The organism is Providencia rettgeri, from assembly GCF_001874625.1.
In the GTDB taxonomy this organism is placed as follows: Bacteria; Pseudomonadota; Gammaproteobacteria; order Enterobacterales; family Enterobacteriaceae; genus Providencia; species Providencia huashanensis.
In genome coordinates this window covers 2,013,601-2,035,944 of sequence record NZ_CP017671.1, presented here as the reverse complement: position 1 = coordinate 2,035,944, position 22,344 = coordinate 2,013,601, and the positions used below count along the sequence as shown (strand labels likewise).

Genomic DNA, 22,344 nt, shown 5'->3' with positions numbered 1-22,344 from the left:
AGGCACTATGTCATTTTTTCGTTTTCTGATGCAGGATGTTTTATCTGAACCTGCTATTTTAGTCGGTTTAATCGCCCTTATCGGTTTAATAGCGCAGAAAAAACCGGTGACTGAATGTATTAAAGGCACCATTAAAACCATCATGGGTTTTGTCATTTTAGGTGCAGGTGCTGGTCTAGTCGTAAGCTCATTAGGTGATTTTTCAGCTATTTTCCAACATGCATTTGGTATAAATGGTGTTGTACCGAATAACGAAGCAATTGTTTCCATTGCACAAAAAAGCTTCGGCCGTGAAATGGCAATGATTATGTTCTTTGCGATGTTAATCAATATTTTGATTGCTCGTCTGACGCCTTGGAAATTCATTTTCTTAACCGGTCATCATACCCTATTCATGTCAATGATGATTGCAGTGATCTTAGCTACAGCAGGAATGGAAGGAACCTTACTGGTTACTGTAGGCTCACTGATTGTTGGTTTCTGTATGGTCTTTTTCCCAGCAATCGCTCACCCCTACATGAAAAAAGTCACGGGCTCAGATGATGTTGCAATCGGCCATTTCTCGACAATTTCTTATGTATTGGCCGGCTTTATTGGTAGCAAATTCGGTAATAAAGAACACTCTACCGAAGATATGAATGTACCAAAAAGCTTATTATTCCTACGTGATACTCCAGTCGCCATTTCATTTACCATGTTCATTATCTTCATTATTACTTGCTTATTTGCAGGTGGTGATTTTGTACGTGAAGTCAGTGGCGGTAAAAATTGGTTCATGTTCTCATTGATGCAATCTATTACATTCGCTGCGGGCGTCTATATTATTCTGCAAGGTGTGCGTATGGTTATTGCCGAGATAGTTCCTGCATTTAAAGGGATTTCTGACAAATTAGTACCAAATGCAAAACCCGCTTTAGACTGCCCAGTCGTATTCCCATATGCCCCAAATGCTGTATTAGTAGGCTTTTTAAGTAGTTTTGCAGCAGGTGTTTTAGGCATGTTTGTATTGTATGCATTAAACATGACCGTCATTATTCCTGGTGTTGTCCCACATTTCTTCGTCGGTGCAGCCGCTGGGGTATTCGGTAACGCAACAGGCGGCCGTCGCGGGGCTATTTTAGGTGCGTTTGCTCAAGGCTTGTTGATTACTTTCTTACCTGTATTCCTATTACCTGTTCTGGGTGATATTGGTATTGCTAACACTACATTCAGTGATGCTGACTTTGGTGCAATCGGAATTTTATTAGGTATTATTGTTCGTTAAAACACATAAACTCCCCAATATTGTTATACTATTGGGGAGTCATTGATTAATCCAGAAACATTAAGCATCACAGCAACTCCTTGTTTACTTGATTACGATATAGCACAACTATCAAATAACTATCACAAAAATACAAATTAGAGCTACCACCTTAGCGATAAAGTCTGACTTTAATGCCTATAGGTTCAAAGCATATATATGCTCACCATCAATAATCTCACCAGTAAAGCTGAACCCATGACTGCAATATATTTTTTTAGCAATCATATTTTCCTCATCTAACCCAAGAGAGATTTTTCGTATTCCTAAGCTATTTAAATACACCAAAATTGCAGAAAAAGACTGTTTTCCTAAACCTTTACCAAGGTATTTATAATCCAACATAAAACGACAAATAAAAGCATGAGTTGGCTGTTCATCAACTATTTTGTACATAAAAAAGCCAATTAATTTATCATCCCAATAAAGTGCTTTGGGGATATATTCCGGATAATAGTGAGACTCCGCTATTGAGTATGCATTGCAACATACGTGCTCTTCTAATACGGTAGCAATACCATTTTTATTTGATGTAAGTTCACATACATCCCAAAAATTGAGTTTTGTTATTTCTTCAATATGAACCATAGATATTTTACCTAATTTTTAATACCGCTAAATACCGGTTAATTTCTGTTGTTAAATAATCGGGGAAGCTTATTAGACAACAAGTCGTTGGTCGATTTCGCGTCAATTGTGCTCAGTAAAATAAAAAACCAGCCCTAAATGAATAGAGCTGGTTTCAATAATATAGTTTTTGTTAATCAGTGCTGATTATTGGCTATTTCGCATATCCATAATCATTTTACCGTCATAATCTGCGCCAACAACAATGTTAGGCACTTCACCTTTATATTTATGTGCTTTAATTTGTTCAATTTCTAACTGTTTCCAGTTAATCATTTCACGGGTGATTGTGCGTTGTAATATCGCATTAGCCTCTGCTTCCTTCTGAGCCGCATATAATTTTGCATCAGCCTCTTGACGCATCGCAAAAGAACTTGCTTGCGCATTACGTTCCCTCGCTATCGCTTGCTGTTCCGCTGATTCCCTTTCAGCTTCAGCAATCACCACTTTTTTCTGTGCTAACTCACGCTCTTTTTCGGCTTCTGCTTTCGCTTGGTTGATCTGCTCTTGGCGCATTTTAGTGTTGACCACTTGTTCCTGAACAACTTCTGGTAGAGTAATATCTTGGATCATGATTTCTTTTATTGTATACCCATATGGGGATGCATACCCTTGAATTGCATCACGGATAGACTCTTGAAGCTTCCTTTGTGTATCAGCCGTATACAGGTCTTGTGCATTAGCGACGTCTTTACCAAATTCGAGAATGGTTGAGATAAGCTTTTGGCGTACATATTTATCCAATGCCTCACTTTCAGTACCACCGTTAATACGCAATACTGGTGCTTTAGCACCATCAAACTGTAGCATTACAGTAATATCGACAATCGATTTTAGCTTATCCTGTGAAGGCACTCTTAATTCCTTTAATGAAACACGAATGTCTTTCGTCGAATATGTATCGAAAGTAGTAAATGGGTTAATAGGGAAATGCAAACCTGCATCATAAGCGACAGGGTCTACTTTACCTAGAAATGTTCCCACTTTAACAGAACCGTCTTGCACAATTGTATATGAATTAATACCAATAATACCGATTACAAATAGCAATACTGCACCAACAACCAATTTAACCATTGATTTAAATTGCATGAGTTAATCCCTATCTAACAATATTAGTCATTATAATAAACCGACTATTGTCACTACTTATCGGACAACTACAAGTCTAATATTCCTAAAGTTAAAGGCTAACCCATCTATCCAACAAGATAAAACAGCTCAAATTACAGTCAATTAAAAATTGAATGCAAAAAAATCACAATTACATGTTATACAATGCATTATTATATATTTATTATTTAATAGTTTTTATGTTTATCAGATTACCCCAGTGATGGCGAATGATAATTTTCAATGAAATTCAATTAATTTATTTGTTTTTTCTTCATCTACCTCTCTTTTCTCATCGATAGTATACCAATTAATAGCTTCTTTTATTAATGCTTCTGTTGCATCAATAAAATCCTCAGGGTTATTTTTTGAAAGCTCTTCTAATATTAAAGGAATTTCAGTGCAACCCATTACAAACTTATCAATACCACGTGATTTTAGTTGGCTAATATAAGGATAGAGCAACTCTCTTGCTTTAGCTAAATCACCCGATTTATATAAAATAATACTCTGCATTATTTTATATTGATTAACCTCATCGGGAACAATACATTCAATATTGTTCACATTTAGTTTTTCTTGATATAATTTAGTATGAATGGTTGCTGTCGTCGCCAATAGTGCTACCTTTTTAACATTATCCTCAATTATTTTTTTACATGCTGCATCAATAATGCTGATAAAATTAATATTAATTTCTTTCTTTAAGTCCTCATACCAATAATGTGCCGTATTACATGGCATAATAATGCAAGATACACCTGCACTTTCAAGTATTTTAAGTGAGTGTATCATTGCTGGTAATGGTGATGGCCCATTATAAATAATATTTTCTGTTCTATCTGGAATATCAGGCAATGACACAATAATAATAGGAATATGTTCTTGGTCCTTACTTGCATGTGTATTATTGATTAATTTAATAAAAGCATCCGCGGTTGCTCCGGGTCCCATTCCCCCTAACATACCTAATATTTTTTTCATAAGCCCTCCATCAAATTAATGATATCATGACATATTGTTAGCATTAGGTAATTGCAGAGTTTCTATAAGTCATGCTAAATTTGCATAGTAGATTAATAACTAAAAACCATTAGAGGACACAATGATCAGTAATCTTGAAATTAAATGGTTGCACGATATTGTTGTACTAGAAGAATGTAGAAGTTTTACGTTAGCTGCAGAAAAAAGAAATATATCACAGTCTTCTTTCAGCCGAAGAATTCAATCAATTGAATCATCGGTTGGCTTTGAAATATTTGATAGAAATACCAACCCATTACAACTTACCACACAAGGAAAAAGCTTTATTGTTTATGCCAGAAATTTACTTGATGATATTTATTTTCAAATAAACCGAATTAAAGGTATAGATAATGACAAGCAAAAAATTAATATTTCGGCTGCGCATTCACTTTCAGTATTTTTACTTCCTGACTTTATTTCACAATTTTCAAAAAATGTAGATAAGATTTTTTTTGTAGAGTCAATAAATGTTGATGAAGCAGTACATAAACTCAAAGAAGGGCAAAGTGATTTTATATTATCATTTTATAACGAAGAGTTAATGTCATCACCATTCTTACACACGAAAATACTAGAAAGCCGGCTACATCTTGTCTCTCCCTGCGACGAAAAAAAACGCCCTATTTTCAATATTGATAGCTCAACATTGCCTTTAATGAAGTATACAGATGAAAGCTATATGGGGAGGCAAGTCAACCAATTAATCAATAAATCAGATAACCTTCCCTTTGAACTTTCTTTTGTTTCATCTATGAGCGATGTATTAAAACGCATGATACTAACAGGTAGCGGCGTTGGTTGGTTACCTGATTACTCAATTAAAAATGAACTTGAAAAAAATGAATTGGCTATTTTAGACCCAAAATTATCAGTCACTATGGGGGTTTATATCTATCGAACCGAAGCTAGGTTAAATATCTCATCAGAACGCTTTTGGCAGTTTATGAGAAACCAAACCGCGCAATAACTACCAATGCTTAAAGAAATAGCCCTTCTGATAAGAAGGGCGTTAACTAGATAATAGTGACCATCACTATAAAGTTGTGGGTGTTTTTTCGCTCATCACTATTTCAGACTCCTCATTTACACGCCCTTTTCTCTCTTCTAAACGAGATATAACCGCGGTAGAGATACTGTTACCAACAACATTTGTTGCCGTTCTTCCCATATCAAGAAATTGATCGATGGCAAGTAATAGCAAAATCCCAGCTTCAGGTAAACTAAACATAGGTAATGTCGCGGCAACAACCACAATAGATGCCCTTGCTACACCAGCCATACCTTTACTTGTTACCATTAAGGTTAACAAAATAAGTATTTGCTCTGTGATACTCAAGTCAATCCCATAGGCATTCGCAATAAACAATACGGCAAAAGACTGGTACATCATTGAACCATCAAGGTTGAAGGAATAACCAAGAGGCAATACAAAACTTGTCACTTTTTTAGGGACACCATACTGATTTAAAGCTTCCATTGTTTTTGGATAAGCTGATTCACTACTTGCAGTTGCGAAAGCGAGAGCGACAGGCTCACGAATTAATTTCCCCAAACTAAAGACAGATTTTCCTAAGAAAACATAGCCAGCAAAGAAAAGTACTGCCCACAATACCGCTAAAGCAATATAGAAAAGCCCAATTAATTTCCCATAGTCATAAAGTAAACCTAAACCTTCAACCGTCACGGCTGAAGCAATTGCAGCGAATACCGCAATCGGTGCAAAGCTCATCACATAATCGGTAATACGGAACATGATGCGAGATAAGTCTTCAATTAAAGTCACTATGGGGCTTTTTTTGTCTTTACAAATAAAAGCAAGACCAGAGCCAAAAAAGATTGAGAAAACTAATATCTGTAAAATTTCATTGTTCGCCATTGCTTCCGCAAAGCTTTTAGGGAAAATATGCGTGATGAAAGCTTTCAGAGTAAACCCTGATGTATTTAAACCACTATCTACCGCAGCCGCTGGAACAGTTAAGTTTAAACCTACACCTAATTGGAATACATTGACAAAAACCATTCCAATTAATAATGAAATTACAGCTGCTGAAATAAACCATACCATCGCTTTAATTGTAATACTACCAACAGAAGAAGAGCCTCCCATTGATACAATCCCTGACACGATTGTTGCAAATACAAGTGGTGCAATAATCATTTTTATTAAACGTAAAAAAACATCAGTAATAATATTCATATAAGATGCGATATTTTTTGCTTCTTCTACTGATGCGGCATAATTATGAAAACCCCATCCTAATATAATACCTAGAATAATAGCTATCATAATTTGTTTCATGAGTTTGTGTCTGTTCATTCGTACCCCTATTTTATTTATTTAAAGTCATAGTTATCACCTATAACCTTTTATTGGATGCGACTCTTGAGCCTGAAATCGATAGTTACATTTTTTTAACTTAAAGAGAAATGCAAATGGGCGAAATACCATGCAAAAAATGCATAAGACAATAATTTAATTTAACACACTGAGATATAAGGCTTTAAATAGAATAGACCTTACAATAAACCTAACATTATATTTTAAAAACTATCCTTTTTATTTAAAAAATTTATTTTATTTCAATGTTGATAAAAATAATTCTGTATTAGATTAAATACTGTTTGAATAAAAATAAGTTTAAAGACCGCTATCTACTTAACTAAAGCAAGTATGACTTATATAATTTTTGATACTTCTGATCCTTTCTTGTGGTCCTTTCTTCTACTGCATTTATTCATCTGGAAATTAGCCATAAAATAGAAGTGGTAATGCTAATTATTATAGTCAGTGAACAGTTAAATTTAGCAACGCTTATTATCTCACCTATTCAACTCCTCCTTTAAAATACGACTTTTATCCCGTTAAATTTGAACCAAGAAATGTTAGCTAATATGCCATCAATAAGCTTATGTGCATGATTGTAGTCATTAAATAGTCAACATGATCGATTTCAATCAAAGTATCAGTGCACTCCATACGCCCTATTTCTGAAGTCATTTCACTATATTTAACGATAAAAAGGCTGTTTATGAGTAAAAATGATACTTCCCCACTAAAAATCATTAATGAGATCTAGGTCACTGCTGTTTTATTTTGATTGAATACAATCATTATGACTAAAATAAATCATGGCGGAGAAAACCATGCAAATAAAAAAATCGATAGAACGTATACCTGGCGGCATGATGGTTGTGCCATTAGTCATCGGTGCTCTGATCAATACCTTTGCACCCCAGTCTCTCGAAATAGGAGGCTTTACCACTTCACTATTTAAAAATGGCGCTCCCGCACTGATAGGGGCGTTTTTACTGTGCATGGGGGCAGGCATTAGCTTCAAAGCAGCCCCTCAAGCCCTATTACAAGGCGGTACAATCACATTAACAAAATTAATTGTCGCCATCGCTCTCGGGCTCGGTGTCGATTACCTGTTTGGTATGGATGGCATCTTTGGTTTAACTGGCGTTGCAATTATTGCTGCTATGAGTAATTCAAATGGTGGCTTATACGCTGCGTTAGTGGGGGAATTTGGTAACAAACGGGATGTCGGTGCTATCTCAATTTTATCTCTCAATGATGGCCCTTTCTTTACCATGATCGCATTAGGTGCCGCAGGGATGGCAAATATTCCTTTAATGGCCTTAGTCGCAGTTCTCGTCCCACTGATTGTTGGTATGATTTTAGGTAACTTAGATCCGCATATGCGTGACTTCCTGACAAAAGGCGGGCCAATATTAATCCCTTTCTTTGCTTTCGCATTAGGTGCAGGGATCAACTTAGAAATGCTATTACAAGGGGGCTTAGCGGGAATTTTATTAGGTGCCCTCACCACATTTGTTGGAGGTTGGTTCAATATCAGAGCTGACCGTTTAGTTGGCGGCTCAGGTATTGCTGGCGCAGCCGCATCAAGTACCGCTGGCAATGCCGTTGCAACGCCACTGGCAATCGCCCAAGCAGACCCATCCCTTGAAGCGATTGCGCTATCTGCAGCCCCATTGATTGCAGCCTCGGTGATCACAACGGCCATTTTAACCCCAGTTCTGACGTCTTGGGTCGCTAAACGTCAACAAGCTAAACAGCCTCAAGCTGCCGAAGAGTGAGGAATTCGTCATGAAACTACTCGTTATTGCGGACGATTTTACAGGCGCCAATGATACTGGCGTCCAGTTTGCAAAAAAACAGGCTCGAACTGAGATATTACTCGATAGCACACAAAAACATTCGTGGTTTGCTGATGTCGTGGTGCTCAACACCGAAAGCCGTGCACTAAATGCAGAAACTGCCTCGGATAATCTCCGAGGTAGCTTAAAACCCTTTTTATCACAAACTGAAAAGCCTTTAATTTATAAGAAAATTGACTCAACATTCCGCGGTAATATCGGCATAGAAATTGAAACGGTTATGTCTGAAGCCAATCTTAAACTCGCTATTGTTGCCGCAGCTATTCCTGCTGCTGGACGAGTAACCTTAAACGGTGAGTGCTTAGTTAATGGAAAACCACTGATAGAAACTGAGTTCGCATCTGACCCAAAAACGCCCGTAGTTTCATCACGTATACAAACGATAATTCATCAGCAAACTGCTCTTCCCGTGATCGAGATCTCTTTAGAACAAATACGTTCAGGGCAGTTCGCAACATGGCTACAAACACAAGCGCCTACACAAGCAACTATTATTGTTACCGATGCCGAAAATGAGCGTGATTTAACCTTAATCGCTGAGGCCGTTTCCTCATTAGTTGAACCTTGCCTATTAGTCGGAGCCGCTGGGTTTGCAAATGCCTTACCTGAAGATAATTTTATGAGTAAAAGGCGAGGATTACCGCTATTTATCGTTGCAGGCTCCATGAGTAGCGCGACCATTGAGCAAGTAAATTATGCACAAACACACTGTAATGCCAGCGTCATTGATATTGATGTAACACAGATCCTTGCATCCAATACACAAAATGACTACATGGCTGCACTCATTAAAGAAGTTAGTCATACATTAAACCAACAAAAACACACCATCATACGTAGTAGTCGAGATGTGCAAGATAGGCATCATATTGATGAGCTATGCATAACCTATGGCATGACGCGTAATGAATTGGGAAAAACAATCAGCGACTTTATTAGTTTGCTGACATTAAACACGCTGTCTGTTGCCAGCATCGGGGGACTTTTTTTAACTGGTGGTGATATCGCTATTGCGGTTGCCAATACTTTGGGAGCAAAAGGTTATCGAATCCAATCTGAGGTTATGCCATGTATACCTTGTGGCACCTTTATTGATAGTGAAATCGATGACTTGCCCGTCATAACAAAAGCGGGAGGGTTTGGCCAAATAACCACTTTATGCGAAGCCATCAAATATATTGAGGAAATTTATTGTGAAAAATAATGTCGTTGCTATTACTATGGGTGACCCTGCGGGAATTGGCCCTGAGATTATCGTTAAATCCCTTGCCGAAGGTGAATTAGCAGGAGCTCCCGCTGTTGTTATTGGTTGTGCAGCAACAATGCAACGTTTAATTACATCGGGTTTGGTTCCTCAAGTAAAACTTAATATCATAAACAATATCAATGAAGCCCAGTTTTCGGCCGATACTATCAATATCATTGATGAACCTTTAGCTGCCCCTGATGAACTTGTCGCGGGCAAAGTTCAAGCACAAGCCGGTGACTTAGCATTTCGCTGTATCAAACGAGCAACTGAGCTTGCGCTGGCTGGTGACGTTAAAGCAATTGCTACTGCGCCATTAAATAAAGAAGCTTTGCACCTTGCAGGGCATAATTATCCTGGGCATACCGAACTCCTTGCCCAGCTAACGAATACTAAAGATTATGCCATGGTGCTTTACACTGAAAAATTAAAAGTCATTCATGTCACAACCCATATCGCATTACGAAAATTTTTAGACACATTAAACAGCGAACGTGTTGTTACTGTGACTCGCATTGCATCGGATTTTTTAAAACGAGTTGGCATTGAAAAACCACGTATTGCTATTGCAGGGGTTAATCCCCATGCTGGAGAAAACGGTTTATTTGGTGACGAAGAAATCGTATATTTACAACCTGCTATAGAACAGGTAAGGTCTGAAGGCATCGATGCGTATGGTCCTTGTCCCCCAGACACTGTATTTTTACAAGCTTATCAAGGGCAGTACGATATGGTTGTTGCAATGTACCATGACCAAGGCCATATCCCATTAAAATTATTAGGTTTTTATGATGGTGTTAATATCACTGCTGGCCTTCCATTCTTACGCACATCTGCGGATCATGGAACCGCATTTGATATTGCTTGGACAGGCAAAGCAAACCCTGAAAGCATGGCTATTTCCCTTAAACTTGCAATGAATGTAGTGTAATCAATGAGCACAATGGATAGATTGGATTTAATACTTGAGTACCTTAAACAGCATAACCTTGTGACTGTTGATGAGCTTGTACAAGCATTATCTGTTTCTGCGGCCACTATCCGGCGTGATTTAATTAAACTAGATGAAACTGGGGTTATATCTCGCACTCATGGTGGGGTAACGCTAAATCGTTTTATTCCAGTGCAACCCACGACAGTCGAAAAAAACCAACGTAACCTAAGAGAAAAGCGGGCTATTGCAAAAGCAGCAGCCCGTTTAATTGAACCGGGAAACACTGTCCTTCTTGATGCTGGGACTACTATGCTTGAGCTAGCTCGCGAGCTAACGCATATGCCGCTGCGCGTTGTGACCGCCGACCTTCACATTGCCCTTTTCCTTTGCGAGTTTAAACAGATAGAAGTAACCATTATTGGTGGGCGTATTGATGATAGCAGCCAATCCTGCATCGGTGAGCATGGACGAAGCCTTCTTCGTAGTATCTACCCTGACATTGCATTTATTAGTTGCAACTCTTGGAGCTTGAGTAAAGGGATCACGACACCAACTGAAGAAAAAGCAGGTCTAAAACGTGATCTTATTAAAAATGCAACACAATCTGTTATGTTAGCGGATAGCAGCAAGTACGGGAAATGGTCATTATTTCGCGTTGCCCAAATGGATGAACTGACTCATATTATTACAGACAATCACCTTCCTCCCGATGTTCAACAGCAATTTAGTCACTCTTGTAGCGCTAAACTATTACTGGTCCCCAGTAATTAATCTGTTAAGCAGCCTATACAACCATCACTCCTCTTCGTCGGCGAATAAGTATATACTCACTTAAAATTAGTATAAAAATATGACTAAAAGCCCGACTAATAAAAGATTCATAAAAATATTTTTAATATTGTATTTATCTAATAACGGAACTTACGAGGAATTATCCATGAGTGCACTAAGACTGGCTTATCCGACATTATCCCCTGATGCCTATAAAGGGCTTATTGATTGTAAAAATGCACTCAATAAAAGTGGATTAGGCAAAGAACTTGTTGAACTTGTTTACTTAAGGGTTTCTCAAATCAATGGCTGCGCTTTTTGCCTAGATATGCATGCCAATTCCTTACGCTCTTCGGGGGTTAGAAATAAAAAAATTGACACGCTAGCAGGTTGGCAAGTTAGCCATCATTTCGACCCGAAAGAACGAGCCGCATTAGCTTGGACTGAAGCGGTTGTGAATATCGCCACAAGTGGTACATCGGATGAGCTATTTGAAACACTAAAAACCCATTTTACCGATGTACAAATTTCAGACCTTACTATAGCCATTGGGTTAATGAGTGCATTTAATCGCATAGCAATCGCACTAAGGCAATAATTAATAACAATCAGCCAGTTTGCCATCGATTACTGATCACAAACTGGTATTTTAGTTTTATCTAATAATTTATAAGGGGCTATTTTTCTTCATCTCGTAATGTCAGCACTTCATAACCGTCTTTAGTCACTAATACTGTATGCTCTGATTGCGCTGATAATTTTTTGTCTCGAGTCACTACCGTCCAACCATCTTTTTTGGTTTTAATTTTCATTCCACCTTGGTTAATCATCGGTTCTATCGTAAATGTCATGCCTTCTTTTAATTCAATTCCTTTACCGCGTACACCATAATGCAGCACTTGTGGATCTTCATGCATTTCACGCCCAATCCCATGTCCGCAATATTCCCTAACGACACTATACCCATGAGACTCCGCATAATGTTGGATTGCTGAACCAATATCACCCAATGTGGCACCTGGTTTAACTTGTTTAATTCCTTCCCACATCGCAGCATAAGTATCTTTAACTAGCTTACGTGCTAAAGGGGAGGCTTCTGGCATAACATACATTTTGCTAGAATCAGCAATAAAGCCATTTTTTTCTAATGTGATATCAACATTAATAATATCTTTTGCTTTTACTATTTCATCTGTTTTAGGAACGCCGTGGCAAACAACTTCATTCAATGAAGTATTCAAAACATACTGGTAACCATATTGCCCTTTACTTGCAGGACGTGCCTGCAATTCATTAACAATGTAACTCTCAACTTTGTCGTTAATTTCCATCGTCGAAATACCCGGAACCATAATAGAATCGAGCATCTTAAATACGCTAGCTAAGAGCCTTCCTGACTCACGCATGAGTTCAATTTCATCTGCTGTTTTAATTTTAATGTTATTCATGAACTTTTCCTTTTGATTCAATAGACTCTTTTTCTAGCATTTCGCTGATTAGCATAGTAAATGTTTTATGCGGATTTAATTCAGCTTGCATACCAACTTTGATCCAAAACTCTGCCTGTGAGTTAATTGAACGAGACATTACTTGGCTTGCATGACGTAAATAATCATGTAATTCATCTGAAATTTTAACAATCCCCAAAATACCCTCACAATACAAAATAGATACAAACCATATACGGATCATATAACATTGAATTAACCGATAAAAGAGCGATAACGGTCAATAGCACAAACCGCATTAAAATTTTTGATTGCGTATTGAGTAAGTTATTGAGATTGAATACTTCATCAAAGTATTTGCCTAATTAACATGCTAACCTTAGTTTTAGAGGCATATTTTATTCTATAATTAGCTATGTCTATTTTATCGGTTTACCGCCCTATTTTTGTAAAAATAAAGCTTAATGGTTGCATGTTCACAAGATGATAGCTGGAGAAAAAATGTACACTAAAATCTTAGTCCCCATTGATATTACAGAAAAAAGCTTAGCTCATTTAGTCATGCCTCATATTCAGCACCTATCTGAGTATGAAAAATCGCAAGTTCATTTTTTAGCGGTTATCCCTACCATTCCCTTTTATACAACAATGGGTTTTGGTTTTGCAGAAAAAGCCGATAGCGAACAAGAGAGCGTAACCAAAAAACTAGCAGAGATTATTAAAGAATTTAAAATTCCCGCTGATAAATATAATGCACAAGTTCTGATGGGTACCCCAAGGGATGAAATCTTACGAGTTGCAGAAGAAATTAATGCAGATTTAATTGTTATCGGCTCACGTCGACCAAGTATGTCCACTTATTTCTTGGGGTCGACCGCCTCAATGGTTATTCAAAACTCTAAAGTTTCTGTTCTCACAGTACGATAAAACCCTTATCAAAAATAATAAAATGCGGCTCCAGCCAAGTTAGCTTACGTTTAATCATTTATCCTAAATATATTTAAAATAAACCTAGTTAACTTATAATCAATACAAATAAAACTTTATCTTTTTACTTAAGGGATTTAATGAAAAAGTATCTACTCGGGGTCAGTATTGCTATAAATGTTATTTTAGCTATTGCTTTAATTACTACTATTATGATGTTTTTCAACATAAAAAGTAAAATTAATACCATGGTTGAACAGATAAAATCAGGGGAATATATTGAGCTGGTTAAGCAAAACTCACAACAACTCGTACCTGATTCACTAAAAGAACTGAGCACCATAGAAATCACTGACAACCCATGTGGGTATTTCTACCAAAAAGTTGACAGTACAGTAGAATATTTAAACAACAACCCTGACATAATTGGCGCTGAAACTTATGCAAGCCAGCTAACAAGCCTAAAAGGTGCAATCGATAAAACACCATCAGTTTTAAAAGAGAAAGCCTGTAGAAAAGGCATTTCAAGCTTCAATTACATAATTGAATCAATACAATCAGAAAAATAATAAGCTTAACCCGCTATATTTCTTTCATGATCTAACCAATTAATAAAGGCTATTAAATTATCTATAAATTGGTTAGCATCAGCTGAAGGATGTAAACTCTGAGTAAAAAAATAATCTAATCGACTTTTTTGCTCAGGGTATCTACCCGTAAATTTTTGCATATAATCCTTTAAACTACTTGGCCAATCCCGATCAGTATCTAACCTTAATACATCTGTTGAACGTATTAATTTCCTTGCAGCCGCTCTTTGTAATAACTTTAATTCATCGAAATTATTGCAATTTTTTATTTTCTGTATATAGCCATTTAGCACCTCAACAAAATCACCATTCACCGCTTCAGCAATCTGCCGTGAAGGCATAAAAGGATTAAATTGGGTAGACAAATCCGCCCCGCAAATACAACGGCATTGGTGCTTTATCCAATACCCCCAGCTATATAAATTATCTTTATCAATAACTTCAGAGTATAAACCTATATCAAAATCTATTTTACTAACGTTGCTGTACTGAGTGACTAATTGTAGTTGCATTTCAGTTAGCCCAGCATTCTCTTGTACAGTCGCTGGTTGCAATAAAATGACACAAAGGTCGAGATCCGATTGCTGAGGCGTTGCGCTTCCCCTCGCAACGCTTCCATATACATAAACACTATGTAATTTCGTTTTGAATAGCCAAGCGAGTTGCTCCACTGTTTCAGTAATTATTTCCTGAAATTCCGATTGGATTGGAACCTCTTCTAGCATTGGAATATAGCCATTAAGATTTAACGTCATCATTTAGCTCATTATCCAGAACCAAAGTCTCAATTTGAACTATCCACTCATAATAACCAATAACTTCTCGAGCATTTAACCAGCGCGACAGCATATCTAACATTAACATGACGCTCACTTCTTGTTTTTCTTTTTGGCTATGATTATTAGGTAAGTAGTGTATCCGCTGTGCATAGCTTCCTGTTGGTGTTGATAGCGCTACATTTAAGTATTGGTCATGATAATCACCAATTGCGAGCCCAATCTGTACGGATTGTTGAGCTGCATTATCTTTGGCTTGTTGCAATAGGCTTATTAAGCCTTGTTCCGACTGCGGAACAATAACTTGACCATGATGCACTAAGATATTAGCCGCATGTAATGTCCAATTTAATAAACCTGCGCTAAATTGTTCACTCAGCGCTATTTGGAGCCCCCTATCTTGTAATTGTTTAGCAATTTTCTGAGCAAAACCTTCCGTCCCCTCAAAAATCATATTATCGCCAACACCTTGTTTAATCGTATGCCAGCATTTCTCCATTTGTTGGCGTCGTGATGCAGGCCCTGTCAGTTTTAATTCAATAATTGGCATTGATGAACGATATCCAAGCACACAATCATCCGGTAAAGAGATACTATCAAACTGTTTTGCCAAACTACTTTCGCTACGCCCAAAACTAGTTAAACGCAAACAAACTGGCGGTTCCGGTAATGTAAATTTCTCACGTATTTGAGGTAAGATTTGTTCAGTAATCATGACCTTAAATTCTGAAGGAACCCCAGGCGTGAAAAAAAGCACACAATCATTTAGTTTTAATGAAAAACCACAAGCAGTTCCAACGGGGTTATCAATTAATTCTGCATTTTCAGGTAATAATGCCTGCTTGCGATTCGTTTCAGGCATGACTCGCCCTCTCGCAATAAAATAGTTTTCCATAACCGTAACCCACTGTGAGTGTTCTACCAGAGGAACTCCCACAGCTTTAGCCGCTGCTAATGCACTTAAATCATCGCTTGTTGGGCCGAGCCCTCCATTAACAATCAGAATGTCTGCATGCAAGCTGCGTTCAAGAAAAGTAGAGATTAAACTCTCTAAATCATCCCCAACAGTCGTTCTGCTAGATAAAGGAAGCCCTTGCTGAAAGAAATAATCCGCCAACCAAGCCGCATTTGTATCGATTATTTGCCCATGTAAAACTTCATCGCCGGTACTTAACATTTCAACAACTAACATCCATGACTCCCTTTTTTACAAAACCACTTAACTTCATTAAATTACCTTATAATCGTCCTGACTAAAATCAGTTATTTAAAAATGTTCAAATAAACGATAAAAACAAATGCTGGGCTTATAACTAAAAATGAATAAATTAAGATAATTCTCACAACACGCCGTTATAAAAAGGCTATAGTCATATAGTTATTTGAATCAATTATTTTTTCACAGCAAATAATAGGGTTTATATGTTAATGCTAAATCGTTTTAAATCAGTTGTATTATGTTCTCTAGTTTTATTTATCTCAGGGTGCCAACTCGCTACTTCCTCAAAATCAGAATCCAAATTTTCATCCTTAGATGAACTTAAAAATATTGAATTTCCGTCCACAAAAGCACCAAAAGGTATTTCGGATGGGCCATTTGGAATGGAATATGATAATGGTAAACCAGAATTCAAAACATGGATAAAAAAAGGATGTTTCGACAAATACATCAAAACCTATTATGAAAATGGGAATCCAGAATCTGACATTCAACTTAAAGATTGTTTAGTCAACGGAACTATACGTAATTATCATAAGAATGGGCGTATTGATCTTGAGATGACGGTAAACAAAGGTAAATTATCAGGTCCATTTACAATTTTCCATGATACCGCAAGCAATAAACCTAATATTACAGGTACATTTAATAATGGTGTACTCGTAGGTACGGTAACAGAATTTGATGAAAACGGTACAGTCACTGGCAGAGCCGTCATTCGAAATGGCGAAGTTTTTATAGAACAATAATCACTTAGCTTATTTTTTGAAGAAACTAATCTGATTGTTTATTTTATATAAGCGATCAGATTTACACCTCCCACAATTATCGTTACTATCCTCACTATAACCACTCTATAAAACAACCTAAAAACCTGATTATGATAGATCCAATTTCTGTAATACTTAATCGTGCAGATTATATGAAATTCAGTCGTTACAGCCATAAAAACCATTATTTCACTAAAGATAAAACCAATAATTTACCTTTTTTAGTTTTAGTCATGATTTTTGTCGTTGCCTGTGTTTTCACTTTTCGGTATTTTAATGCAACCTTACCAATTATATTCACTTCATTTTTACTAGCAGTACTGCTGTTTATCACTTTTGCATTACGTCTTGTTCAGGTCCTAAATAAAGCAATTCCTGATGATAATGGTTTTTTATTTACTGAACGAGAATATTGTATTGATGAAGAAGGTATACATGAGGAAAGTATCCATGGAACTTCTTTAATAAAATGGAGTGCTGTACAATTTATTAGAACCGATGGTGATTTATTATATCTGTACTTGGATAGAATCTACGCAATTATTATCCCCGCTCGTAGTTTCGCATCAGAACAAGCCAGCCAACAATTCATCCAATATGTGAAAAGTAAAATAGATTAATAGATAATATAAAACCCGCATTAATAAATGCGGGTTTTAATCACAGCTTCTATGGTATTAAAGCAATTAAATGAGTTCTTTTACTTCAAAGTTAACTTCACCGCTTAAATCAGCATCATAATCAACACCATCTAAGCCGAAACCAAATAAGCGTAAAAATTCAGCTTTATACCCTTGGTAATCTGTTAATTCATTGATGTTATTATCATTAAGCTGCTGCCAAATTTCGCGACATGTACTTTGTACATCATCACGCAGCTCCCAATCATCTAAGCGCAAACGGTGCTTTTCATCTGTTTCAGGTGACGTGCCTGTAAACAATTTAGTTGCGAATAAACGTTGGATTTGTTCGATGCAGCCTTCATGTATCCCCTGCTCTTTCATGATCTTAAATACAATTGAGATATAAAGAGGCATCACAGGAATAGCTGAAGACGCTTGAGTAACGACAGATTTTAATACTGCGACGTACGCAGCCCCACCCTTCGCTTGCAATTTTTGGTTGATTGCATACGCAGCGCGGTCTAAATCTTCTTTAGCTTTACCTAACGTCCCATGCCAGTATATTGGCCAAGTCAAATCTGTACCGATATAAGAATAAGCCACAGACTGTGCATTGTCTGCCAGAACACCGGCTTCATCTAATGCGTTCATCCACAGTTCCCAGTCTTGCCCGCCCATCACCTTAACGGTATCAGCAATTTCTTGTTCATTTGCAGGTTCAACAACGGCTTCAATCAGCACATCTTTGTTGGTATCCAACGCAACTGATTTATACGGTTCACCGATAGGTTTTAACGCAGAACGTACCACTTCACCTGTCTCTGGCATTTTACGAACGGGTGATGCAAGTGAATAAACAACAAGGTCAATTTGGCCTAAATCTTGTTTGATTAAATCAATGACGGTTTGACGGCATTCATTCGAGAAGGCATCACCATTGATGCTTTTTGCATATAGCCCCTCTTCTTTTGCTGCTTTATCAAAACCGGCTGAGTTATACCAACCTGCAGAGCCTGTCTTACTTTCACTGCCTGGTTTTTCAAAAAAAACGCCGATAGTAGCCGCACCGCTGCCAAATGCAGCATTGATACGAGATGCTAGGCCATAACCGGTGGATGCCCCAATAACTAGAACTTTTTTAGGACCATTTTTCAGCTCGCCGCGTGATTTCACGTAGGCTATTTGCTCACGTACATTGGCTTCACAGCCTGCTGGATGAGCTGTAGTACAGATAAAACCACGAATTTTAGGTTTGATAATCATAATAATTTTTTCTTGGTAGCTAACAATCAGGTTCTAATATACCTGATATTATCCATTTACTTAAGACAGAGTGAGCATAAACATAGTGAACAGACCAGTTTATTTCTCATTTTGCCAATAATGTGTCTATTTTAAGTCGTTCAAAGCTTCAAGAACACGCCTCAGTGAATCCAGTTCTCTCTCAAGCTCACTGGCTTTTCCTCTAGGATAATAATCATATCCCCTTGTTGCTCCTGAATAACTGTCATAACATTTATCACCCAGCTTATGGATTTTTTTCTTTATTTTATAAATTTTATGTTTATTACCATGAGATACAGCACTACGAAACTCTTTCTCTAATTTTATCAGTTTTTTCTCACAACTATAATAACTAGAACCCGCTTGTGACGATAAGGGTATCAACATGACAAATAATGTAAGTAATACGGCTTTTTTCATTATATTTTCTCAGTCTACTTAATAAAATATTTATCATTAGTCCATCACCTAATGATATTTTCATCTACAAGACTTTTCTTAGTTGGAAAACGATCGCAATTTATGTAAAAAATCCGGAAAATAACGCACTTTATATACCCATAAGATTAAGGAGTATTTCACTATGCCCCCAGAACAATTTTATGAACTGATTTGGGAAACTCTGCAGCAAATAAATAAAAAAGATTTTCACGTCGTTGCGGCACATTCACCGACTGAGGAAGCAATTCGTGATTTAGAGAATGTAACAGGCATTACGCTACCCGAAGATTTTTTGCGCTTTTCGCAACGTACTAATGGGCTATGTGTCTTAGCTCAAGAAGACGCTTGGCCAGAAGCAAAGCTGTTTGATGTTGGCCCTGCGTGGACATTTCATCGTGGTTTAGTCATTTTAGGCATCGAAACTGAAAAACTACCTGAGTGGGCAAGTATTAAAACTGCTTATAACAGTCTAAGGGAAATTTATGAGGTTACTGATGTCTTACCATTATTAAAAATCATTGGGGACGGCAACCATTACTGGGGAATTAAACAAGATGGTAGCTATGTTGAAGTCTTCGATGGGGAAGCAACTTCTTTAGAATGTCATTTCACTGATATCTACCACGCGGAGATTGAGTCACTTATTCAAAGGCAGAAAGATATGAGCGAGCTGATTAAAAAACGCAAAAGCAAATAAATCTAAGAAGTTGCGTACTTGCTTAGAAGCCGCCTATTGCGGCTTATTTGGAATTAAACTATGAATAACCATAACTGAATAAATAATGTCCTTTTTGTCTTGTATCTTTCTGAAATGGGAGTTACTCACAATCCCGACCATAATTCGCATATCACCTTGTTCATATACTCGCTTAAATGGTGTCGTTTCATCATCTGAGATTTTATCTAAGAAAAACACGTCTCGCTTATAACGTTCAATGGTTTGTTTTGGCAAGCCATATGATTCAAACATTCTCTGGTTAATTTCATCATATTCATTAAGGATCACCATCTGGTCACGACTAGCATTTCCCTGTGCTGAAATTAACATCAATGTATTATTTTCCCGTGAAAATATTAATAGAAAGGGTTTATTATGAAATTCAGGAGAACCTACAACAGAGCATAGCGCCCCGCCTTCTTGAAACCCAGTGCACTGGGTTTCTTTTAACCGTAATTTTTTTAAATCACTTGGTTGTAGCCCCCACTGAAAACCATAAGGGGCACTCTGTTTATTTGTCATGCAACCAGAGGTTAATACAACCAAAATAGAAATCAAAATTCCCTTTATCATTGCTTGTAGCATCCTAATTAAATTATCTCATTGGATACTAACAAAAGTAGTCGATTAATCAAAAGGTAACCTTCCTTTTATCAAAAAAAATAACCTCGCATAATAAAGGTAATTTACAACTTTATGCTTCTTTGTTTTTTCGTTGTTTTGCCTCAGCCATTGCAATTTCTTTCAACCAATCAGCTAATAGCGGCTTTGTTTTCACCGTATCTAATAGCGCTCGTTCGTGTTTAGTTAACCGTACAACGACAACTTCTGTTTTCATGTTAGACATAGTCAGGTCCTCTTTTAAAGTTAGAATACTGACATAAAACACTGGCGGAACGGTCTGACTTACGGTTTTTTACACCAATTTAGTGTTAATTTACATGGCATACCCATGTGCTTTCTTTTGGTGGGTGATATATGAGTGGGAAGTGAAAAATGGCTGGGCAGTTAAAGCATTACGTAACACTAACTTTGTTAAGCCAAAATTTAGATACAAAAAAACCACCTCAAGGTGGTTAAATGTTAAACTTAAAGAGTAACCTCAATTAAGTTTAGATGGTGCCCAGGGCGGGACTTGAACCCGCACAGCCTAAAGGCCGAGGGATTTTAAATCCCTTGTGTCTACCGATTTCACCACCTGGGCCAAATTGTCTTTCTTACAACATCTAGGTAAATTACTCATTTACCCACTAATCAATATACTGTGGTAGACAATATATATTGACCAGTTATAACTTAAAATAAAACACACCATTGAGGCTTGTTTACTTCAAGATGGTGCCCAGGGCGGGACTTGAACCCGCACAGCCTAAAGGCCGAGGGATTTTAAATCCCTTGTGTCTACCGATTTCACCACCTGGGCTAAATTTGGAGGCGCGTCCCGGAGTCGAACCGAGCTACACGGATTTGCAATCCGGTGCATAACCGCTTTGCTAACGCGCCTTATCCTAATTTCTTGCGAAATTTGGAGCGGGAAACGAGACTCGAACTCGCGACCCCGACCTTGGCAAGGTCGTGCTCTACCAACTGAGCTATTCCCGCTTAAAGCTTTACTTTCAGCTTATGCTTTTCAAACTGGCTGATTTACTTATTTATTTTGGTAAACCATGTTGCCGTTCGATGCGATGCATTCTACTGATTTCACCTTTCGAGTCAATACAATTATTGAAATAATTGGATCGTTCGCTGTTTTTTCAATCATTTCGATCACGCTTCGCTCAAATCAGCCCAAGCAGCCTTTAAATATTGGAACATTGACCAAAATGTTAAGATAGCCGCGATGTACATTAATGCAATTGAAAGGTTTTCAATTAATGGCGTTGGACGCCACAATAGCCCCACTAGTGACATCATTTGTGCTGTCGTCTTAAATTTACCAATCCAAGAAACAGCCACACTGCTACGTTTACCAATTTCAGCCATCCATTCGCGTAAAGAAGAGATGATAATTTCACGAGCAATCATCGTTGCGGCAGGTAAAGTCACATACCAGACATCATAGCTTTCCGTGACTAATACTAATGCCGTAGCAACCATAACCTTATCAGCGACAGGGTCTAAAAACGCACCAAACTTGGTGGTTTGCTTCCATAGCCTTGCTAAAAAGCCATCAAACCAGTCAGTAACCGCCGCGATGACAAAAATAAGCGCGCATGCGAAAGGCCCCCAACTGGCAGGGAGATAAAAAGCTAATACAAAGAATGGTATTAGGATGACGCGAAATAATGTCAGCCACGTTGGTATGTTTAATTTCATCACGCTCACTAACTTTTTGACCAAGTTGGATAT

The 22,344-nt window shown here is 37.5% G+C and carries 25 protein-coding genes and 4 tRNA genes; 12 read left to right on the top strand and 17 right to left on the bottom strand.

What is annotated here, in order from left to right:
* The first annotated feature begins 7 nt into the window (after positions 1–7).
* Positions 8–1,264: a PTS ascorbate transporter subunit IIC gene (locus tag RB151_RS09315; RefSeq protein WP_036958647.1), complete on the top strand. Its 1,257-nt coding sequence runs from the start codon at positions 8–10 to the stop codon at positions 1,262–1,264.
* A gap of 177 nt (positions 1,265–1,441) precedes the next feature.
* On the opposite strand, the gene RB151_RS09310 is transcribed toward RB151_RS09315, so the two are convergent.
* The 3 genes from RB151_RS09310 to RB151_RS09300 all read right to left on the bottom strand — a co-directional run bounded on the left by RB151_RS09310 (position 1,442) and on the right by RB151_RS09300 (position 4,027).
* A complete protein-coding gene (locus RB151_RS09310; protein WP_042844137.1) occupies positions 1,442–1,891 on the bottom strand; it encodes a GNAT family N-acetyltransferase in 450 nt (149 codons plus the stop codon).
* A 186-nt stretch (positions 1,892–2,077) separates the two neighbouring features.
* Entirely contained in the window at positions 2,078–3,022 is a 945-nt protein-coding gene (locus tag RB151_RS09305) for an SPFH domain-containing protein (RefSeq protein ID WP_042844138.1), read from the bottom strand.
* A gap of 261 nt (positions 3,023–3,283) precedes the next feature.
* The gene (locus RB151_RS09300) at positions 3,284–4,027 is read right to left on the bottom strand and encodes an aspartate/glutamate racemase family protein (RefSeq protein WP_071548005.1); all 744 of its coding nucleotides are present in this window, start codon (positions 4,025–4,027) and stop codon (positions 3,284–3,286) included.
* 121 nt (positions 4,028–4,148) lie between these two features.
* Here RB151_RS09300 and RB151_RS09295 point away from each other — a divergent pair, with 121 nt between their 5' ends.
* The gene (locus tag RB151_RS09295) at positions 4,149–5,036 is read left to right on the top strand and encodes a LysR substrate-binding domain-containing protein (RefSeq protein WP_042844140.1); all 888 of its coding nucleotides are present in this window, start codon (positions 4,149–4,151) and stop codon (positions 5,034–5,036) included.
* 66 nt (positions 5,037–5,102) lie between these two features.
* On the opposite strand, the gene RB151_RS09290 is transcribed toward RB151_RS09295, so the two are convergent.
* Positions 5,103–6,386 (bottom strand): dicarboxylate/amino acid:cation symporter, encoded by a 1,284-nt coding sequence (locus RB151_RS09290; RefSeq protein WP_042844141.1) that lies wholly within the window; start codon positions 6,384–6,386, stop codon positions 5,103–5,105.
* Between the two features lie 827 nt (positions 6,387–7,213).
* Here RB151_RS09290 and RB151_RS09285 point away from each other — a divergent pair.
* The 5 genes from RB151_RS09285 to RB151_RS09265 all read left to right on the top strand — a co-directional run bounded on the left by RB151_RS09285 (position 7,214) and on the right by RB151_RS09265 (position 11,797).
* A complete protein-coding gene (locus RB151_RS09285; RefSeq protein WP_042844142.1) occupies positions 7,214–8,167 on the top strand; it encodes a 2-keto-3-deoxygluconate permease 1 in 954 nt (317 codons plus the stop codon).
* 10 nt (positions 8,168–8,177) lie between these two features.
* Positions 8,178–9,452: a D-threonate kinase gene (gene dtnK, locus RB151_RS09280; protein WP_042844144.1), complete on the top strand. Its 1,275-nt coding sequence runs from the start codon at positions 8,178–8,180 to the stop codon at positions 9,450–9,452.
* 16 nt (positions 9,453–9,468) lie between these two features.
* Positions 9,469–10,425, top strand: a complete 957-nt coding sequence (locus RB151_RS09275) for a D-threonate 4-phosphate dehydrogenase (protein ID WP_042844362.1) — start codon at positions 9,469–9,471, stop codon at positions 10,423–10,425.
* A gap of 3 nt (positions 10,426–10,428) precedes the next feature.
* Positions 10,429–11,199, top strand: coding sequence for a DeoR/GlpR family DNA-binding transcription regulator (locus RB151_RS09270; protein ID WP_042844145.1), 771 nt, complete (start codon positions 10,429–10,431; stop codon positions 11,197–11,199).
* A 166-nt stretch (positions 11,200–11,365) separates the two neighbouring features.
* Positions 11,366–11,797 (top strand): carboxymuconolactone decarboxylase family protein, encoded by a 432-nt coding sequence (locus tag RB151_RS09265; RefSeq protein ID WP_071548004.1) that lies wholly within the window; start codon positions 11,366–11,368, stop codon positions 11,795–11,797.
* Positions 11,798–11,876: 79 nt separating this feature from the next.
* Here the strand turns inward: RB151_RS09265 and map are convergent, their stop codons facing one another.
* Both map and RB151_RS09255 read right to left on the bottom strand, forming a co-directional pair.
* A complete protein-coding gene (gene map / locus RB151_RS09260; RefSeq protein WP_042844148.1) occupies positions 11,877–12,647 on the bottom strand; it encodes a type I methionyl aminopeptidase in 771 nt (256 codons plus the stop codon).
* Positions 12,640–12,846, bottom strand: a complete 207-nt coding sequence (locus tag RB151_RS09255; RefSeq protein WP_048606948.1) for a ParD-like family protein — start codon at positions 12,844–12,846, stop codon at positions 12,640–12,642. The genes map and RB151_RS09255 overlap by 8 nt, the downstream gene beginning before the upstream one ends.
* A 302-nt stretch (positions 12,847–13,148) precedes the next feature.
* Between RB151_RS09255 and RB151_RS09250 the strand changes: the two genes are divergently transcribed.
* Both RB151_RS09250 and RB151_RS09245 read left to right on the top strand, forming a co-directional pair.
* Positions 13,149–13,574, top strand: a complete 426-nt coding sequence (locus RB151_RS09250; RefSeq protein WP_071548003.1) for a universal stress protein — start codon at positions 13,149–13,151, stop codon at positions 13,572–13,574.
* A gap of 140 nt (positions 13,575–13,714) precedes the next feature.
* Positions 13,715–14,143 carry a hypothetical protein gene (locus RB151_RS09245; RefSeq protein ID WP_071548002.1) on the top strand — a complete coding sequence of 143 codons (429 nt, stop codon included), beginning with the start codon at positions 13,715–13,717 and terminating at the stop codon, positions 14,141–14,143.
* A gap of 5 nt (positions 14,144–14,148) precedes the next feature.
* Here the strand turns inward: RB151_RS09245 and RB151_RS09240 are convergent, their stop codons facing one another.
* The gene (locus RB151_RS09240) at positions 14,149–14,922 is read right to left on the bottom strand and encodes a nucleotidyltransferase domain-containing protein (RefSeq protein ID WP_071548001.1); all 774 of its coding nucleotides are present in this window, start codon (positions 14,920–14,922) and stop codon (positions 14,149–14,151) included.
* Positions 14,903–16,132, bottom strand: a complete 1,230-nt coding sequence (locus tag RB151_RS09235) for a nicotinamide mononucleotide deamidase-related protein YfaY (RefSeq protein WP_071548000.1) — start codon at positions 16,130–16,132, stop codon at positions 14,903–14,905. Before RB151_RS09235 ends, RB151_RS09240 begins: the two co-directional genes overlap by 20 nt.
* A gap of 230 nt (positions 16,133–16,362) precedes the next feature.
* Between RB151_RS09235 and RB151_RS09230 the strand changes: the two genes are divergently transcribed.
* Entirely contained in the window at positions 16,363–16,908 is a 546-nt protein-coding gene (locus RB151_RS09230) for a toxin-antitoxin system YwqK family antitoxin (protein WP_042844153.1), read from the top strand.
* A gap of 173 nt (positions 16,909–17,081) precedes the next feature.
* Complete coding sequence (locus RB151_RS09225) at positions 17,082–17,549, top strand: YcxB family protein (RefSeq protein ID WP_048606943.1); 468 nt, start codon at positions 17,082–17,084, stop codon at positions 17,547–17,549.
* 66 nt (positions 17,550–17,615) lie between these two features.
* Here the strand turns inward: RB151_RS09225 and fabV are convergent, their stop codons facing one another.
* Entirely contained in the window at positions 17,616–18,815 is a 1,200-nt protein-coding gene (gene fabV / locus RB151_RS09220) for an enoyl-ACP reductase FabV (protein ID WP_042844155.1), read from the bottom strand.
* A 126-nt stretch (positions 18,816–18,941) separates the two neighbouring features.
* Positions 18,942–19,256, bottom strand: coding sequence for a DUF1090 family protein (locus RB151_RS09215; protein ID WP_048606937.1), 315 nt, complete (start codon positions 19,254–19,256; stop codon positions 18,942–18,944).
* Positions 19,257–19,419: 163 nt separating this feature from the next.
* On the opposite strand from RB151_RS09215, the gene RB151_RS09210 reads away from it, so the two are divergent.
* Positions 19,420–19,974, top strand: a complete 555-nt coding sequence (locus RB151_RS09210; RefSeq protein WP_071547998.1) for an SMI1/KNR4 family protein — start codon at positions 19,420–19,422, stop codon at positions 19,972–19,974.
* 33 nt (positions 19,975–20,007) lie between these two features.
* Here RB151_RS09210 and RB151_RS09205 read toward each other — a convergent pair whose 3' ends face one another.
* From RB151_RS09205 to pgsA, 7 genes are all read right to left on the bottom strand, one after another.
* The gene (locus RB151_RS09205) at positions 20,008–20,568 is read right to left on the bottom strand and encodes a hypothetical protein (RefSeq protein WP_042844159.1); all 561 of its coding nucleotides are present in this window, start codon (positions 20,566–20,568) and stop codon (positions 20,008–20,010) included.
* Positions 20,569–20,689: 121 nt separating this feature from the next.
* A complete protein-coding gene (locus RB151_RS09200; protein WP_042844161.1) occupies positions 20,690–20,842 on the bottom strand; it encodes a hypothetical protein in 153 nt (50 codons plus the stop codon).
* 270 nt (positions 20,843–21,112) lie between these two features.
* Positions 21,113–21,199: transfer RNA gene (locus tag RB151_RS09195), tRNA-Leu, on the bottom strand.
* A gap of 132 nt (positions 21,200–21,331) precedes the next feature.
* Positions 21,332–21,418 (bottom strand) — tRNA-Leu (locus RB151_RS09190).
* Between the two features lie 6 nt (positions 21,419–21,424).
* Positions 21,425–21,498, bottom strand: a tRNA-Cys gene (locus tag RB151_RS09185).
* Positions 21,499–21,521: 23 nt separating this feature from the next.
* Positions 21,522–21,597, bottom strand: a tRNA-Gly gene (locus tag RB151_RS09180).
* Positions 21,598–21,762: 165 nt separating this feature from the next.
* The gene (pgsA, locus tag RB151_RS09175) at positions 21,763–22,311 is read right to left on the bottom strand and encodes a CDP-diacylglycerol--glycerol-3-phosphate 3-phosphatidyltransferase (RefSeq protein ID WP_071547997.1); all 549 of its coding nucleotides are present in this window, start codon (positions 22,309–22,311) and stop codon (positions 21,763–21,765) included.
* Positions 22,312–22,344: the final 33 nt, after the last annotated feature.

Coding starts and splice junctions, on each gene's coding strand:
- RB151_RS09265 (WP_071548004.1), top strand. CDS start 11,366: ATGAGTGCACTAAGACTGGCTTATCCGACATTATCCCCTGATGCCTAT.
- RB151_RS09215 (WP_048606937.1), bottom strand. CDS start 19,256: ATGAAAAAAGCCGTATTACTTACATTATTTGTCATGTTGATACCCTTA.
- RB151_RS09295 (WP_042844140.1), top strand. CDS start 4,149: ATGATCAGTAATCTTGAAATTAAATGGTTGCACGATATTGTTGTACTA.
- dtnK (WP_042844144.1), top strand. CDS start 8,178: ATGAAACTACTCGTTATTGCGGACGATTTTACAGGCGCCAATGATACT.
- RB151_RS09205 (WP_042844159.1), bottom strand. CDS start 20,568: ATGATAAAGGGAATTTTGATTTCTATTTTGGTTGTATTAACCTCTGGT.
- RB151_RS09285 (WP_042844142.1), top strand. CDS start 7,214: ATGCAAATAAAAAAATCGATAGAACGTATACCTGGCGGCATGATGGTT.
- RB151_RS09230 (WP_042844153.1), top strand. CDS start 16,363: ATGTTAATGCTAAATCGTTTTAAATCAGTTGTATTATGTTCTCTAGTT.
- fabV (WP_042844155.1), bottom strand. CDS start 18,815: ATGATTATCAAACCTAAAATTCGTGGTTTTATCTGTACTACAGCTCAT.
- RB151_RS09235 (WP_071548000.1), bottom strand. CDS start 16,132: ATGTTAGTTGTTGAAATGTTAAGTACCGGCGATGAAGTTTTACATGGG.
- pgsA (WP_071547997.1), bottom strand. CDS start 22,311: ATGAAATTAAACATACCAACGTGGCTGACATTATTTCGCGTCATCCTA.
- RB151_RS09200 (WP_042844161.1), bottom strand. CDS start 20,842: ATGTCTAACATGAAAACAGAAGTTGTCGTTGTACGGTTAACTAAACAC.
- RB151_RS09250 (WP_071548003.1), top strand. CDS start 13,149: ATGTACACTAAAATCTTAGTCCCCATTGATATTACAGAAAAAAGCTTA.
- RB151_RS09305 (WP_042844138.1), bottom strand. CDS start 3,022: ATGCAATTTAAATCAATGGTTAAATTGGTTGTTGGTGCAGTATTGCTA.
- RB151_RS09270 (WP_042844145.1), top strand. CDS start 10,429: ATGAGCACAATGGATAGATTGGATTTAATACTTGAGTACCTTAAACAG.
- map (WP_042844148.1), bottom strand. CDS start 12,647: ATGAATAACATTAAAATTAAAACAGCAGATGAAATTGAACTCATGCGT.
- RB151_RS09275 (WP_042844362.1), top strand. CDS start 9,469: ATGGGTGACCCTGCGGGAATTGGCCCTGAGATTATCGTTAAATCCCTT.
- RB151_RS09240 (WP_071548001.1), bottom strand. CDS start 14,922: ATGATGACGTTAAATCTTAATGGCTATATTCCAATGCTAGAAGAGGTT.
- RB151_RS09300 (WP_071548005.1), bottom strand. CDS start 4,027: ATGAAAAAAATATTAGGTATGTTAGGGGGAATGGGACCCGGAGCAACC.
- RB151_RS09290 (WP_042844141.1), bottom strand. CDS start 6,386: ATGAACAGACACAAACTCATGAAACAAATTATGATAGCTATTATTCTA.
- RB151_RS09315 (WP_036958647.1), top strand. CDS start 8: ATGTCATTTTTTCGTTTTCTGATGCAGGATGTTTTATCTGAACCTGCT.
- RB151_RS09225 (WP_048606943.1), top strand. CDS start 17,082: ATGAAATTCAGTCGTTACAGCCATAAAAACCATTATTTCACTAAAGAT.
- RB151_RS09310 (WP_042844137.1), bottom strand. CDS start 1,891: ATGGTTCATATTGAAGAAATAACAAAACTCAATTTTTGGGATGTATGT.
- RB151_RS09210 (WP_071547998.1), top strand. CDS start 19,420: ATGCCCCCAGAACAATTTTATGAACTGATTTGGGAAACTCTGCAGCAA.
- RB151_RS09245 (WP_071548002.1), top strand. CDS start 13,715: ATGAAAAAGTATCTACTCGGGGTCAGTATTGCTATAAATGTTATTTTA.